This window comes from Bacillus sp. FSL R5-0654, from assembly GCF_038008745.1.
Taxonomy (GTDB): domain Bacteria; phylum Bacillota; class Bacilli; order Bacillales; family Bacillaceae; genus Bacillus; species Bacillus safensis.
The window spans coordinates 2,951,782-2,966,071 of record NZ_JBBOZV010000001.1 but is presented as its reverse complement, the minus strand read 5'-3'; the positions used below and the strand labels follow the sequence as shown (position 1 = coordinate 2,966,071).

Genomic DNA, 14,290 nt, shown 5'->3' with positions numbered 1-14,290 from the left:
TCGTCACGAAGGAGCTTTGAGAAAAAATTCACATAATTTTAGCCGTTGTGATGCTTGTACATCCAAAGCAGTCCAGATTTCAGAAGTCTTGGCACCCTGCCAACAAGTGGACGATCTGCCACTAAGCCAAATCCGGCTTTTTTCCCTAAAGAACCTAAAACACCTTTTAGCTTAAACTGTGGATAAGCCTCAGGAAGCGGCTCATTTTTCCAGCGTTTTTGCAGAGATTGGACAATTTGTTCTGCCTGCGCCTCAGCAAGCTGTGCACTTGGGGCATGCGGCAGACTTGCGCAGTCACCTACGACATATACATGCTCATCCCCTGGGAGATTGTGATGAGGAGTTAATACGACGCGGCCTTGTGCGTCTTTTTCAACATCCATCTCTCGTACCACTTTACTTGGCTGTATTCCTGCTGTCCACACGATGACATCAGCTTCAATCGCGTCATCATGGTTATAAACAAGACCTTCTTCAACCTTTGTAATATTGGCACAGTTAATGATCTTTACGTCATTTTCTTCAAACCACTTTTGCACATACAAACTTAATCTTTTTGGGAAGCTTGATAGAATAAGCTCTCCGCGGTCAAAAAGAATAATGTTTAAATCAGCACGGCTTTCTCTTAATTCACTGGCCAGCTCTACCCCGCTAAGTCCAGCACCGACGATGCCAACCGTTGCACCTGCGCTCAAATTGTTTAATTTGTTATACGCATGTCTTGACTGATCAATGGTTTGAATGCTGTATGTATGTTCTTTCGCACCAGGGACATTATGATACTTGTCCTCACAGCCGAGTCCTATCACCGTATCATCATACGGAATCGGTTCACGGTCGCTGAATAAGATCTGTTTGTTTTCAATATCAATTTTTTCTACTTCCCCGTATTGAATATCCAGCTTCGGATGCTCTGGAAAAGATACTCGAATGTGATGATCAGAGATCGTTCCAGCAGCAAGTGCATAATATTCTGTTTTTAAACAGTGGTAAGGATTTCGATCAATTAATGTGATAGTGACATCATCAGGTAATTGATTTGGCAATAAGCGGTGGAGAACCCGCATATTCCCGTAACCTCCGCCGATCAAGACTAAATTTTTCATGACGATTCTCCTTTTCCCCGTAGACATTGAAAAACACTTATACTAAAAAACTTTAAGTTAAAATACCAAATAAAATTATATCGAATTTACTGTGAAACCACAATAATTGTTTCAAAATAACCTACATATTCATCAGTTAGTCCTAAATAGTAAAACATTTTACGAGGAATAGGCGTAACGATACAGATGGAGCGCATATTTTGACTAATACAAGGAATTTCGGTAGGATGGTAAGGCAATGTGAGGTGAAGCACAGTGTTTCCACTGATCGAATTTTGTGTAAGTAATCTTGCACAAGGGTCTCAAGAAGCAAAAGAGAAGCTTGAAAAAGACCCAAACCTAGACGTAATGGAATACGGCTGTTTAAGCTATTGCGGCAAATGTATGGACTCCCCATTTGCACTTGTGAATGGAGAATTTGTTTCAGGAGAAAATGCAGAGCAGCTAGTCGAGCGTATTTATGCTTTTATAGAGGAAAACGACATGTTTTAAATGCACCACATGGGTCATGAGGTGCATTTTTTTCACATTTTCAGCTTCCATTTTTAAGGAGAATCAATAGAAAGCGCATCCAATATGTTATGCTAATAAAATATCATCAATATGAAATATCACACGAGAGAAAAAGAGGCATATGCATAATAAAAGCCCTTTGCCATGGCAGCAAAGAGCTTCTATGTATGAAAAACGGGGGATGATAAGATTGTCTCCTGAATCGACTCCTTTTATACTATAAAGAAACAACATTTTTGGAGGAAGCTCATGACATCATTTCAATTCACGAAAATGCACGGATTAGGAAATAATTATATTTACGTCAATCAGATGAAGGAACAGCTTCCAGAAGAGCAGCTATCAGAGATAGCGATTCGCGTTTCTTCTGTTTATACAGGAATCGGTTCTGACGGGATGATCCTGATTTGCCCATCAGATGTTGCACCTGTGAAGATGCGCATTTTCAACAATGATGGATCAGAGGGCAAAAACTGCGGTAATGGGCTGCGCTGCGTTGCAAAGTATGTGTATGAGCATCAAATTGTGACGGACACAACGTTCCAGATTGAGACATTGTCAGGACTTGTTGAAGCGACCGTTCATGCTCAGGATGGTCACGTTCAGTTAGTTACAGTAGATATGGGAAAACCACGTTTTGAAAAAGAAGCAATGCCGATGCTTGGTGAACCGGCTAGCACAACGATTAATGAGCTGCTTGATTTTGGCACTGCGAAATTAAATGGAACGGCCGTTTCAATGGGAAACCCGCACATCGTTTTTTATTTAGAGGATATTGAAAAAGCGCCGCTTCATACACTTGGACCAATCATCGAAAAACACGACATGTTCCCAGAAGGCGTCAATGTAGAATTTGTAGAAGTTGTCAGTGAAACAGAACTTCATTTTCGCGTATGGGAAAGAGGTTCAGGAATTACCCAGGCTTGCGGAACTGGGGCCTGTGCTGCGGCTGTATCCACAATTGTGAATGGTCAGGCAAAAAAAGAAACAGACATGACCGTTCATTTAGCAGGCGGAGACCTCATCATTCGTTGGAAAGACAATGACCACGTGCTCATGACAGGACCTGCTGAAACGATTTGTGACGGCACATTTTATCTCTAAACCATTTATTTGAGAAAAGGCATCATCACGTTTATAATTGAAAAGAAACATCCAGTCAAAAGGAGGGATGATCATGAGTACACCAGTAACCATTACAGAAGCTGCTGCACTGCAGATTAAAGATATGATGAAAGAACATGAAGAAGAAAATGCGTTCCTTCGAGTGGGCGTAAAAGGCGGCGGCTGCAGCGGTCTCTCATACGGCATGGGCTTTGACCATGAAGTCTCAGAGAAAGACACGCAGTTCGAGCAGCACGGCATCAATGTCCTTGTCGATTCCGAAAGCCTTGATATCATGAACGGAACTATCATTGATTTCAAACAATCACTAATGGGCGGCGGTTTCACCATCGACAATCCGAACGCCATCGCGTCATGCGGATGCGGTTCTTCTTTCAGAACAGCGACGAATACCGGTACGCCGGAAGAGTGTTAAGGGTTAAAACGATTCATTCTGTAAAAGCATTTGTATAATGAAGACCTCCTCATATTAATCATTTTCTTGAGGAGGTTTTTTGTGTTGTTTTTAAAGATGCAAAAAAAGGACATGACTTCAATCACTCAGCACGTCCTCTTTATAAAGATATTTAATTAGAAAAAAGCTCGCAGTTTCTTAGTATTTCCTCTGTTCATCTTCCACATCTTTTCAAAAAGGTTCATCATGGTGTCGGAAAAAATGTTCTTTGTTGTGTTTCGTTGAGAATAACGTTTCGTATTAATCGATTGTATTCTCAATCATCATTTTCAAAGCTGTTCCCTCTTTTATGAAGAGTAGTAAAGACTTTCATCGCTTCGCTCATAAATGATGCCAAGCCCTCACCATAACGATCTATATTTTTTGTGAAACGTTCATCTTGAATATAGAGTTGGCCTAAACCGTAAAAAGCATCAAGAGAGTAATAACGAAAGTTTTCGTTTAAAAAGTCGTACCATTGTTTGATGACGATTTGCACCTCTTTGGATTTAGGGGATTGGCTGCGAAGAGAGGCTAGTTTATTCAATATGCTATCCCAGCTATCAGATAATTCAATTTGTTCATCTTTAGACAAATGATTTAGTTTTGAGCTGACTTCATCAACAGCTTGATTTCCCCAACGGTGACGAGCTTCTTCTTCATATTGGCTAAAATTCATATTCATATTCTCAAACCTTTCTTTATAGGTGTATTGAGTTTCTCCCGTTAAATGCTGTAGCGTCTTATCAATATTTCCGATCATTTTATCGAAATTATTTCGTTTCTCTACTAACATTTTTCTTTGTAGCATAAATGCTTCTTTCTTATTAAATGAAGGATTGTGCATCATCTTTTGGATTTCCTTCAATGGAAAACCAAGTTCCCTGAAAAATAATATTTGCTGCAATGTTTCAAGGTTTTCTTCCGAATAGAGTCGATAACGATTATCTGTGACTTCACTTGGGGTCAATAAACCAATCTTGTCGTAATGATGAAGTGTACGAATGCTAATACCAAATAATTCAGCTACTTCTTTCACTTTCATTTCAATTCACCTCTCTTGATATCCACTATAAAATATGACGTTGCGTTAGGGTCAACCATCTTTTTAAAAATTTATATCATTGTTGATCTTGTTTGAAGCAGCGAATTCAAGGAGTTATGTTTTTTTCGCAAATCGCTCAATTTTGTTACAGCTGGCCCGAACAACTGGCTATTTCCACTCGAAAAGAGTATCATGAAAACCAAACATAAACTGTAGTCAGAAAAGAGGTTGCTGAGGTTTGAGTGAACAAATCAATTGCAGGAACTGTCATGAGCTGATTCCATATCGTTCCAAAACGTGTCCATCTTGCGGGATTGAGAAGCCGCTTCCGAAAAAGGAACGTGTGAAGGATCGGGTGATTTTGGTTGTGGCAGGGATTGTTGTGGTGCTGCTTGCTGCAATGGTGCTTGGAATGGCAAATGCCTATATTGGGGTTTTTAAATAAACGAAAAAGGAGTTCCGCGAGTGGGAACTCCTTTTTTGATCCGATCTTATTTGTTTTCAAATAAGCTTGTGGAATGGAGAGGCTGCACACGGGCTTTCGGGTCCATGTAGGCTTTCGCATTGTTGACAGCAGTTGGTGCTTCACCAAATCCGCTTGCAATCAATTTGACTTTTCCTTCATACGTACAGATGTCTCCTGCCGCATAGAAGCCTTCAATGTTTGTTTCCATTGTAGATTTCACCACGATGGAGTTCTTTTCGATTTCAAGGCCCCATTGTTTGATTGGTCCAAGGGAGGAAACAAAACCGAAGTTGACGATCACGTCGTCCACATCAAGCACTTGTTTTTTGTCGCCTTTGACTTCTTCGAGCACGATTTGTTCAATGCGGTCTTCACCAATGAGCTCAGTTGGTACAAATGGTGTCAGTACATTGACTTTCGAGTTGTGCAGGTTTTCTACACTGTGCTCATGTGCGCGGAATTTATCGCGGCGGTGAATAATGGATACTTCTTTTGCGATTGGTTCAAGCATAAGTGCCCAGTCCACTGCAGAGTCCCCGCCCCCAAGAACGGCAACACGTCTGCCGGCAAATTGGTTCAAGTCATTAATGAAGTAATGCAGGTTGCTTCCTTCAAATGATTCTGCTGAATCAAGTTCAAGCTTTCTCGGTTGGAATGCACCGTTACCAGCTGTGATGATGATTGTTTTAGAATAATGAATCTCTTGATTTGTCACAAGTTTAAAGATCCCATCTGCTTGCTTTTCAACCGTTTCAACTGCCTGCTCTAAGCAAATGGTTTGATCAAATTTATCCATTTGTTCCTTTAAGTTATCAACTAATTCTTGTGCGCGGATTTTTGGAAATCCAGCCACATCATAAATATATTTTTCAGGGTAAAGAGCGGATAGTTGACCGCCGAGCTGAGGAAGGCTTTCAATGATTTTCACACTTGCCTGTCTCATGCCTCCGTAAAACGCAGTAAACAATCCAACTGGGCCGCCCCCGATAACGGTAATGTCATATACCTTAGAATCTTCTTGCATTCCTTTAATCCTCCCAAATGAAAATTGTTATCACTATATCATATCATACCACATATCGCCCTTTGACTTGTTTTGAAAAACTTGTCGTTTTTTGATGCCGAAGCTTTGAAAAGGAGGAAAAAGTGAGAAAGACCGTTTATCATAAGGATTTTCAGTTTAAAGCCTTGAAAATTGGAGCAGAACTCGCTATTATTGTTAAGGGAACTAAATATTAATTTTTTATGAATTTTTGTCGGATACGGTCAAATGCTTTCGTTTTATGTAGGTGAAAGTTCAGATTTTCACATACTTATTTTTTTGTTTAAATTTCATAAAATGCCGCAAAGCGGTTGAGAATAACGATATGTAATTCTTTATCCGTTTTACAGCAAATTTAAAAAAGGTGGATGTGATTCCAGTGAATAAACCGAAAATCGTTGTATTAGGTGCAGGTTATGGCGGATTAATGACTGTAACAAGATTAACAAAACAGCTTGGCACAAATGATGCGGACATTACTCTTGTGAACAAGCATAATTATCATTACGAAACAACATGGCTTCATGAAGCAAGTGCAGGTACTCTTCATCATGACCGCTGTCGTTATCAAATCAAAGATGTGATTAACAGTTCCCGTGTCAACTTTGTACAAGCAACAGTTGAAAGCATTGATAAGGAAGCGAAGAAAGTTGTGACATCAGATGGCGAACTTTCTTATGACTACCTTGTTGTTGCACTTGGTGCTGTTCCTGAAACATTTGGTATTGCAGGACTGAAAGAATACGCATTCTCAATCTCTAACATCAACTCTGCTCGTCAGCTTCGTGAGCACATTGAGCTTCAATTTGCGACGTATAATACGGATGCTGAAAAACGTCCAGAGCGTTTGACAATCGTTGTCGGCGGCGCAGGATTCACAGGTATTGAGTTCCTTGGTGAGCTTGGAAACCGTGTGCCTGAGCTTTGCAAAGAGTATGACATTGATCAAAAAGACGTGCGTATCATCTGTGTAGAAGCTGCGCCAACAGCTCTTCCTGGATTCGATCCAGAATTGATCGACTATGCGATGAACTACCTTCAAGGTAAAGGTGTTGAGTTCAAAATTGGTACAGCGATCAAAGAATGTACGCCTGAGGGGATCATTGTTGGAAAAGACGATGATACAGAAGAAATCAAAGCTGCAACTGTTGTTTGGGCAGCAGGTGTACGCGGTAACCCAATCGTTGAAGAAGCTGGTTTTGAAAACATGCGCGGCCGCGTAAAAGTTTCTCCAGATCTTCGTGTACCAGAAAATGATGATGTCTTCATCATTGGTGACTGTTCATTGATTATCAATGAAGAAATCAACCGTCCATACCCACCAACTGCACAAATCGCTATGCAGCAAGGTGAAACAGTAGCGAAAAACCTTGCAGCACTAGTAAAAGGCGGTTCTCTTGAAAGCTTTAAGCCAGACATCAAAGGAACAGTTGCTTCTCTTGGTGAACACGACGCTGTAGGTGTTGCGTTTGGTAAAAAACTTCAAGGAACAAAAGCTTCTGCAATGAAGAAAATCATCGACAACCGTTCTTTATTCATGGTTGGCGGACCAGGACTTGTTCTGAAAAAAGGAAAATTCAAGTTCTTCTAAACCATCATAGACAAAAACGTGTATCCTCGTGATACACGTTTTTTTATAAGTTGTGGTATATTTTCTCACTTGGTCATTGACGGCAAAATATGTTATGATGAATTATCAGAAAATTTAGATTAAGGAGTGAGCAATATGAATGCACAAACAAAGGAAAAAACATCAACCTGTCAATATTGTTCAGGAAAAGGGTATTTTCAGCTATTGCTCGGCGGATCTGAAACGTGTGAGGAATGTAAAGGGACAGGAAAGAAGCGTTAATCGATCTGCTTTTTCCATTGATTGACTTCATCTCTATTTCCAAGTTAAACTAATGATGGGATATTTGGGGGTGGAGATGAAGTGATCAGTTTACCAGTCGTTATCATTTCAGTTATTTTATTTTTCGTGTTATTCTTCGGCATTGGCTTTTTGCTCAATATGTTGCTGAGAATGTCATGGATTATGGCTATTTTATATCCAATTGTATGCCTTTTCATTATCAACAATCAAAAGATGATCGCTTATGTAAGAGAGCCTGGCACTGCTTTTTCAGGAATAGGAGACCGGATTGTCTCACTCGCTGCGGCAGATATCATCATCTTATTAAGCGGCCTGATCGGTGCAATCACATCAGGTTTTGTCATTAATGCACTTCGAAAAAGAGGGTATCAAATGTTTTAACTCACTTGTGGACACGCAAGTGGGTTTTTTTGTTTCTCCTTTGCATAGTTTCCATTTTGTTTGGAAACAAATAGATGGGTAGAGGAGTGACAAATAGAGATGAAACGATTGTTCATGACCGCCCTATTCATGCTTGCACTTTTGACAAGCTTTACGGGCATATCTGGAGTCGAACCAAGTGATTTAGCTGTATGGGTGAAAAAAACCGATGCGGGCAAGCAAGTATCTTCTTTTTTTCAGCAGCCAAAAAGGGAAACGATCGCACTTAAAAGTGAAGATTCGCGGGCTGTTTCTCTCGAAGAAGCCTTTAATTGGAACGATTACCCGAAACAGAAAGTTGTGGCAACCGGCTATACAGCAGGTGTGGAATCAACAGGCAAAACGAAGGAACATCATGCATATGGCATTACATATTCAGGCGTCAAAGTGAAACGTGATTTATACTCAACAGTGGCAGCCGACCCATCTGTTTTTCCGATTGGAACGGTGCTGTTTATCCCGAACTATGGCTACGGTGTGGTTGCAGATACCGGGAAAGCCATTAAAGGCCATAAGCTTGATTTATACTATGAAACCGTTGATGATGTGTATAGAGAATGGGGTAAAAAAGTGCTCGATGTGTATATCATCAAAAAGGGTGAAGGGACGTTAACGGAAAAAGACTTAAATCAGCTTAATGAAGCAGAATCGATGCAGGTATTCCGTCAGCAGTTTCAAGCCAATAAAGAATAAAAAAGCTTTGGGCCGTTTAAGGTCCAAAGCTTTTTCGCTTCTACATGAAGTAATAATCTAAGATGAGTGTCAGCAAGATCCCTGTTAAACCGCCGAAGAAGACTTCAATCGGCTTATGACCAAGAAGCTCTTTTAATTTCTTTTGCTTTTCTTTTTCTTCCGCATTCGGGAAATTCTTTGCTTCGGAAACAAATCGGTTAAAATCTGTTACGAGCTTGTTGAGAACAGTCGCCTGTTCTCCTGCCTGTCTGCGAACGCCTGTCGCATCAAACATCGTAATAATGGCAAAGATGGCGGAAATGGCAAAGATAGATGTATCTAGCCCGTGCTCTAAAGCCACTGCTGTTGAGAGTGCTGTTACTGCTGCGGAGTGTGAACTTGGCATTCCGCCTGTGCTTGTAATGAGCGACCAATCTAGTCGTCTAGAAATGATAAATTGAATCGGTACTTTTACAAATTGAGCAAAAAAGATGGCTGCAAGGCTGGCAAGCAGCGGAAAATTCGTCAGTACGCTCATGAACAAGAAACATCCTCTCTTTAAGAAAAAATATTGTGCGAAATGATGGACTAAAAATCCTAGTATGATGAAAAAATGATAGCAGTAAAAAAAGCTGCCAAGTCCATGTTCATTATAACATTAAAGAAAGTAGATGTGGAACGAGGAGAACAAAGACAGGCTGCTCGAGTTTTCGCCGCTTTTTCATGATGCCCTTCCGCGTGTGAAAATATAAATGTTCATCAAGGAAAGACAGACTGGCAATGATCGTATAGGCACGCAAATTTTGATATAATAGAAGTTCCAATGTGAAAAATGGAGTTCATTAAGGAGCGTGTGATAAATATGTTTTTCTCGACAAATGAATTGCAGCATAAAGATACACTGGCGATCGGACTTTTTCAAAAGAGCCAATTATCAGGAAAAGCAAAAGAAATGGATGAATTACTTGAAGGAAGAATCACTGAATTATTAAAAGAAGGCGACATTTCATCCAAACGAAATCAGCTTTCGAAATTTTTCCCATCCCCTGAAACAGGCATCAAACGCATTTATTTTGTCGGGCTTGGGAAGGAATCAGATTACACGTTTGAAGAGGCAAAAGAAGTGTTTGCCCATTTATTCAAAAAGCTTCATCAAGATAAAAAGCAAGCGGTTTCTGTCTTGCTGGATACGTTTATTGGAAAGGATCTGCCTGCTCAAGATGCAGCCCATGCCCTTTCTGAAAGCTGCCTTTTAGCTACATATGAATTACAGGATTTTAAACATAAAACAAATGAACCGGATCGTTTTATCGAGTTTGTTTATGCAACGACAGAGCATGATCAAGCTGAAATTCAGGCGAGTTTGAAAGTCGGCGAAGTGTACGGACAGTCAGTTAATTCGGCTCGTACCCTTGTGAATATGCCACCGAACATGCTCACATCCTCTGATCTGGCTTCGTATGCGGCAGAGCTTGCATATAAATATGAATTTGAGATTGAAATTTTAGATAAAGAACAAATGGAAGAGCTCGGAATGGGCGGTATTTTAGCCGTCAATAGAGGCTCAACAGAACCTCCAAAACTCATCGTATTGAAATATCAAGGCAAGGAAGAATGGATAGACGTCATCGGCCTTGTCGGTAAAGGCATCACGTATGATACTGGCGGCTATTCTTTAAAGCCAAGAGCGAGTATGGTTGGCATGAAAACAGATATGGGCGGCTCAGCCTCTGTTCTAGGCGCAATGGAAATCATCGGCGAACTTCGCCCAGAGCAAAATGTCATTGCGGTCATCGCCTCAACCGATAATATGATCTCGGCAGACGCTATGAAGCCGGACGACGTGATTGTGTCACTAAGCGGTAAAACAATCGAAGTGCTCAATACGGATGCAGAAGGCCGTCTTGTTTTAGCAGATGGGGTGACATATGCGAAGCAGCACGGTGCCTCTGTCCTTGTAGATGTGGCCACATTAACAGGCGGTGTCATTGTGGCGCTTGGAAATGAGACAACAGGAGCGATGACCAATAACGATGAGCTGTACGCTCAGTTTAAAGAAGCATCAGAAGAATGCGGTGAAATGATCTGGCAGCTGCCAATCACGGAAAAAGATAAGAAACGAGTACGAAACAGCAAAATGGCGGATCTCAATAACTCACCAGGCCGTGATGGTCATGCGATCATGGCAGGTGCTTTCATTGGCGAATTCGCAGAGGAGACGCCTTGGGTTCACTTAGATATTGCAGGAACTGCAACAACAGAAAAACCTTCATGCTTTGGACCAACAGGGGCAACAGGTGTGATGGTGAGATCACTCGCAACATTTGTGGAACGATTTGAAGGAACAAAATAAAGGAGAAGGCTCTGCCGAGTGGCAGGGCTTCAGATTGTTGACAAAGAGCTAAAATGAACTTTATTTTAGCTCTTTGTCTTTTTCTTTTCAGCGTGATAGAAAACCTTTGAAGTCTAGGAAGGACGAGTACTGGAGCGGAGCGAATTTGACATTCGTGAGCACCAGCACGCAGGACTGACAAAGAATGCGAGGGTTTGTCTACACGCTGGGCTCTGCCAAGTGGCAGAGCTTTTTTATGTAGGACATACGCCATTTGACGAAGTTTTTTTTCTATGGTAACATACGTTGGTACTTTAATTATCTACTACATTAGTAAACTAAAGGATTTCGGGGGTTTCACCATGAATGCAGTTGTTTTAGCGGTTGTTTTAATGTTGATATTAAGCTTGCTGCGGGTCAATGTCGTGATTGCGCTGGCAATAGGTGCTTTAGCTGGCGGACTTGCAGGTGGATTAGGCTTGGGAGGAACAGTGGACGCCTTTACGGACGGACTCGGAGGAAATGCAACAGTGGCGATTAGTTATGCGTTACTAGGAGCATTTGCTGCGGCACTGACGAAAACAGGTCTTCCAGATGCCATGGTTGAAGGAGCAGTGAAGCTTCTAGGAAAAGAAGGCGATTCAAGACGGAAAACACTATCAAAAGTGCTCATCGTTCTTGTCATTTTGATCGTGTCTTGTTTTTCACAGAACGTCGTTCCTGTTCATATTGCCTTTATCCCAGTCTTAATTCCGCCGTTATTAAAGGTGTTTAACGAGCTTCAGATTGACCGCAGACTGCTAGCGTGTGTCATGACCTTCGGACTCACTGCACCATATATATTACTTCCAGTCGGTTTTGGACAGATTTTCCACGGAATGCTTCGTGACAATATGAAGGAAGCGGGTCTGACCGTAGACCTTGCAGATATTCCGTATGCGATGCTGATTCCTGTAGCAGGAATGGTTCTTGGCTTGATCGTTTCCATTTTTGTGTATCGAAAGCCGAGAGTATATGAGGATCGTGAAATTACAGATGTAGAAAAATCGGCTTATACGAAAAAAAGCTTATTCTTTGCCGGTCTTGCTATTCTCGTTTCGTTGATTGTCCAGCTTTATTTATCGCAAAGCCTTGGTGTGGAAGGAATGATCTTCGGTGCACTCTCAGGACTGCTTATCTTGTTTGTGACTGGAATGATGAAACGCGATGAAGCAGATGAACTGATTACATCTGGAATGAATATGATGGCCTTTATCGGTTTTGTCATGCTTGTTGCCGCTGGATTTGCCAATGTTTTAACAAAAACAGGAGACATTGAATCTCTTGTCAAAGCATCTTCCCAATATATTGGCAACAGCCACAGCCTTGCAGCAATTTTAATGCTGCTCGTTGGCCTGGTTGTGACAATGGGGATCGGATCATCATTTGCTACGATTCCAATTATTACAACCATTTTTGTTCCACTTTGCTTACACTTAGGATTTAGTCCAATGGCTACTATTGCCATTATTGGCTCTGCTGCGGCTGTTGGAGATGCAGGTTCACCTGCAAGTGACAGTACGCTTGGACCAACATCTGGATTGAATATGGATGGACAGCATCACCACATTTGGGGAACTTGTGTCCCGACTTTTATCTATTATAATATTCCGCTTGTTCTGTTCGGCTGGCTGGCGGCGATTATTCTGTAAAATGAAAAGCTTGTAGAGAAAACCATGATGTTTTTTCTATAAGCTTTTTTGTTGTTCGTAGATGAAAAAATAATTAGGACAAAAGTATGAATTAAATGAATCTTTCTTCCTCTATCTTACGTATATATGCTGATAAAAATGAAAAGGGGAAGATGGGACATGTCATTTTTTAAAAAGCTAGCGGCAAGTGCAGGAATTGGTGCGGCAAAAGTAGATACCATTTTAGAGAAAAACGCTTATTATCCAGGACAAGAAGTAACGGGAACTGTTCATGTAAAGGGCGGGAAAGTCGCTCAGGACATCCGCTATATCAATGTCAAGATTGAAACACAGTATGTGATTGTGAAAGATGATGAAGAGCATAGAAAATATGCGAACATCTATACTTTAAGGGTGACGGATTCTTTTACCATCCAGCCTGGAGAAAAGCATGAATTTCCGTTTTCATTTATTCTTCCTATCGATACCCCGATGACGATCGGAAAAGTAGAAATTGCAGTAATGACAGACCTTGATATCCAAGGTGGAATCGATAAATCTGACTATGACCGTATTTTCGTTGAAGCACATCCTTGGGTGAAAAATGTGCTGGAAGCCACTAGAAATCTAGGTTTTCACCTGAACGAAGCAGACTGTGAGCAAGCACCTTACTTTCAGCGGCGCCTGCCATTCGTCCAAGAATTCGAGTTCATTCCGACATCAGACTACTATCGCTATATGCTTGATGAGTTAGAGCTGATTTTTCTGATAGATGAAGGCGGATTAGACATTGTTTTCGAAGTCGACCGTAGAGCAAGAGGCCTGAGAGGCTGGCTTGAGGAGATGTATAATGATGGAGAACAGCTTGTACGCTACCGCTTCAGTCCATCAGATCTTGAAGATGTAGAAGTGCTTGAAGGAATGCTAGAAGAAATCATAGATCAATACGCTGAGTAATGATGAAAAAAGAGCCTGAATGAAGACAGGCTCTTTTTTCTATGATACAGCTTCTTGTTTTCGAAAGGATGTGGCTTTGGAAACAGAGCGATAAATTTTAGGTGCCAGCATCGCAAGTAATATAGTCAATGCGTAGTCTTTTACCATAAACCAGATCATAAAGAACCATGTGGTTTGATAGGAAATCGGTGCATTGAGCCATACATTTAATGCGAGGTATGTATAGGTGGTTCCGATCACATACATCACGGTCGTACCAGCAATGGCTGCAAGCAAAAAGCGACCAAAGCCAGGATTTTTTCTTTTCTCTAGAATGAATCCAGCAAGCCAGGCAGCAGGGATGTACGATAGTACAAAGCCGCCGCTTTTCCCTAAAATGACCCCAAAGCCCGCAGAGAACTGGGCGAATACAGGTGCACCAGCAATTCCAACCAAGGCATAGACAATCATAGCTAATGCGCCAAGCCGTCTGCCGAGTAAGAGACCAGCAAGCACACAAAAAAACGGCTGCATCGTAAGTGGAATTCCGCTGACCTGTAAAAATGGCACAATGGATGTGATATTGGCTCCGATAGCCATGAGTGCAGCAAACATTCCCACTAGCACAAAGTCAGCAGTTCTTGTCTTCTTTTGCAT

16 protein-coding genes are annotated in these 14,290 nt (G+C 41.3%); 11 read left to right on the top strand and 5 right to left on the bottom strand.

Annotation, left to right across the window (positions count from 1 at the left end; translation table 11 throughout):
• Positions 1 to 38: 38 nt before the first annotated feature.
• Entirely contained in the window at positions 39 to 1,106 is a 1,068-nt protein-coding gene (locus NSS76_RS15245; protein ID WP_024423356.1) for an NAD(P)/FAD-dependent oxidoreductase, read from the bottom strand.
• Between the two features lie 255 nt (positions 1,107 to 1,361).
• Here NSS76_RS15245 and NSS76_RS15240 point away from each other — a divergent pair, with 255 nt between their 5' ends.
• The 3 genes from NSS76_RS15240 to NSS76_RS15230 all read left to right on the top strand — a co-directional run bounded on the left by NSS76_RS15240 (position 1,362) and on the right by NSS76_RS15230 (position 3,159).
• Complete coding sequence (locus tag NSS76_RS15240; RefSeq protein WP_008346813.1) at positions 1,362 to 1,598, top strand: YuzB family protein; 237 nt, start codon at positions 1,362 to 1,364, stop codon at positions 1,596 to 1,598.
• Positions 1,599 to 1,868: 270 nt separating this feature from the next.
• Entirely contained in the window at positions 1,869 to 2,723 is an 855-nt protein-coding gene (dapF, locus tag NSS76_RS15235) for a diaminopimelate epimerase (RefSeq protein ID WP_044331168.1), read from the top strand.
• Positions 2,724 to 2,796: 73 nt separating this feature from the next.
• Positions 2,797 to 3,159: a HesB/IscA family protein gene (locus NSS76_RS15230; protein WP_024423354.1), complete on the top strand. Its 363-nt coding sequence runs from the start codon at positions 2,797 to 2,799 to the stop codon at positions 3,157 to 3,159.
• Between the two features lie 295 nt (positions 3,160 to 3,454).
• Here NSS76_RS15230 and NSS76_RS15225 read toward each other — a convergent pair whose 3' ends face one another.
• Positions 3,455 to 4,222, bottom strand: a complete 768-nt coding sequence (locus NSS76_RS15225; protein WP_281236973.1) for a MerR family transcriptional regulator — start codon at positions 4,220 to 4,222, stop codon at positions 3,455 to 3,457.
• Between the two features lie 238 nt (positions 4,223 to 4,460).
• On the opposite strand from NSS76_RS15225, the gene NSS76_RS15220 reads away from it, so the two are divergent.
• Positions 4,461 to 4,667: a hypothetical protein gene (locus NSS76_RS15220; RefSeq protein WP_024423352.1), complete on the top strand. Its 207-nt coding sequence runs from the start codon at positions 4,461 to 4,463 to the stop codon at positions 4,665 to 4,667.
• Positions 4,668 to 4,713: 46 nt separating this feature from the next.
• Here the strand turns inward: NSS76_RS15220 and yumC are convergent, their stop codons facing one another.
• Positions 4,714 to 5,712, bottom strand: a complete 999-nt coding sequence (gene yumC / locus NSS76_RS15215; protein ID WP_024423351.1) for a ferredoxin--NADP reductase 2 — start codon at positions 5,710 to 5,712, stop codon at positions 4,714 to 4,716.
• A gap of 391 nt (positions 5,713 to 6,103) precedes the next feature.
• Here yumC and NSS76_RS15210 point away from each other — a divergent pair, with 391 nt between their 5' ends.
• The 4 genes from NSS76_RS15210 (at position 6,104) to NSS76_RS15195 (ending at position 8,716) form a co-directional block, all read left to right on the top strand.
• The gene (locus NSS76_RS15210) at positions 6,104 to 7,321 is read left to right on the top strand and encodes an NAD(P)/FAD-dependent oxidoreductase (RefSeq protein ID WP_024423350.1); all 1,218 of its coding nucleotides are present in this window, start codon (positions 6,104 to 6,106) and stop codon (positions 7,319 to 7,321) included.
• A gap of 135 nt (positions 7,322 to 7,456) precedes the next feature.
• Positions 7,457 to 7,582 (top strand): YuiA family protein, encoded by a 126-nt coding sequence (locus tag NSS76_RS15205; RefSeq protein WP_157840088.1) that lies wholly within the window; start codon positions 7,457 to 7,459, stop codon positions 7,580 to 7,582.
• A gap of 81 nt (positions 7,583 to 7,663) precedes the next feature.
• Positions 7,664 to 7,984, top strand: a complete 321-nt coding sequence (locus tag NSS76_RS15200; RefSeq protein WP_024423349.1) for a YuiB family protein — start codon at positions 7,664 to 7,666, stop codon at positions 7,982 to 7,984.
• A 99-nt stretch (positions 7,985 to 8,083) separates the two neighbouring features.
• Entirely contained in the window at positions 8,084 to 8,716 is a 633-nt protein-coding gene (locus tag NSS76_RS15195) for a 3D domain-containing protein (RefSeq protein WP_133744619.1), read from the top strand.
• A gap of 40 nt (positions 8,717 to 8,756) precedes the next feature.
• Here the strand turns inward: NSS76_RS15195 and NSS76_RS15190 are convergent, their stop codons facing one another.
• Positions 8,757 to 9,233, bottom strand: a complete 477-nt coding sequence (locus NSS76_RS15190) for a divergent PAP2 family protein (RefSeq protein ID WP_024423347.1) — start codon at positions 9,231 to 9,233, stop codon at positions 8,757 to 8,759.
• 324 nt (positions 9,234 to 9,557) lie between these two features.
• On the opposite strand from NSS76_RS15190, the gene NSS76_RS15185 reads away from it, so the two are divergent.
• From NSS76_RS15185 to NSS76_RS15175, 3 genes are all read left to right on the top strand, one after another.
• Positions 9,558 to 11,048: a leucyl aminopeptidase gene (locus NSS76_RS15185; protein ID WP_133744620.1), complete on the top strand. Its 1,491-nt coding sequence runs from the start codon at positions 9,558 to 9,560 to the stop codon at positions 11,046 to 11,048.
• A 341-nt stretch (positions 11,049 to 11,389) separates the two neighbouring features.
• Complete coding sequence (locus tag NSS76_RS15180) at positions 11,390 to 12,718, top strand: Na+/H+ antiporter family protein (RefSeq protein ID WP_103131563.1); 1,329 nt, start codon at positions 11,390 to 11,392, stop codon at positions 12,716 to 12,718.
• 159 nt (positions 12,719 to 12,877) lie between these two features.
• Positions 12,878 to 13,654: a sporulation protein gene (locus NSS76_RS15175; protein ID WP_103131562.1), complete on the top strand. Its 777-nt coding sequence runs from the start codon at positions 12,878 to 12,880 to the stop codon at positions 13,652 to 13,654.
• Between the two features lie 39 nt (positions 13,655 to 13,693).
• On the opposite strand, the gene NSS76_RS15170 is transcribed toward NSS76_RS15175, so the two are convergent.
• Positions 13,694 to 14,290 carry a biotin transporter BioY gene (locus NSS76_RS15170; protein WP_044335653.1) on the bottom strand — a complete coding sequence of 199 codons (597 nt, stop codon included), beginning with the start codon at positions 14,288 to 14,290 and terminating at the stop codon, positions 13,694 to 13,696.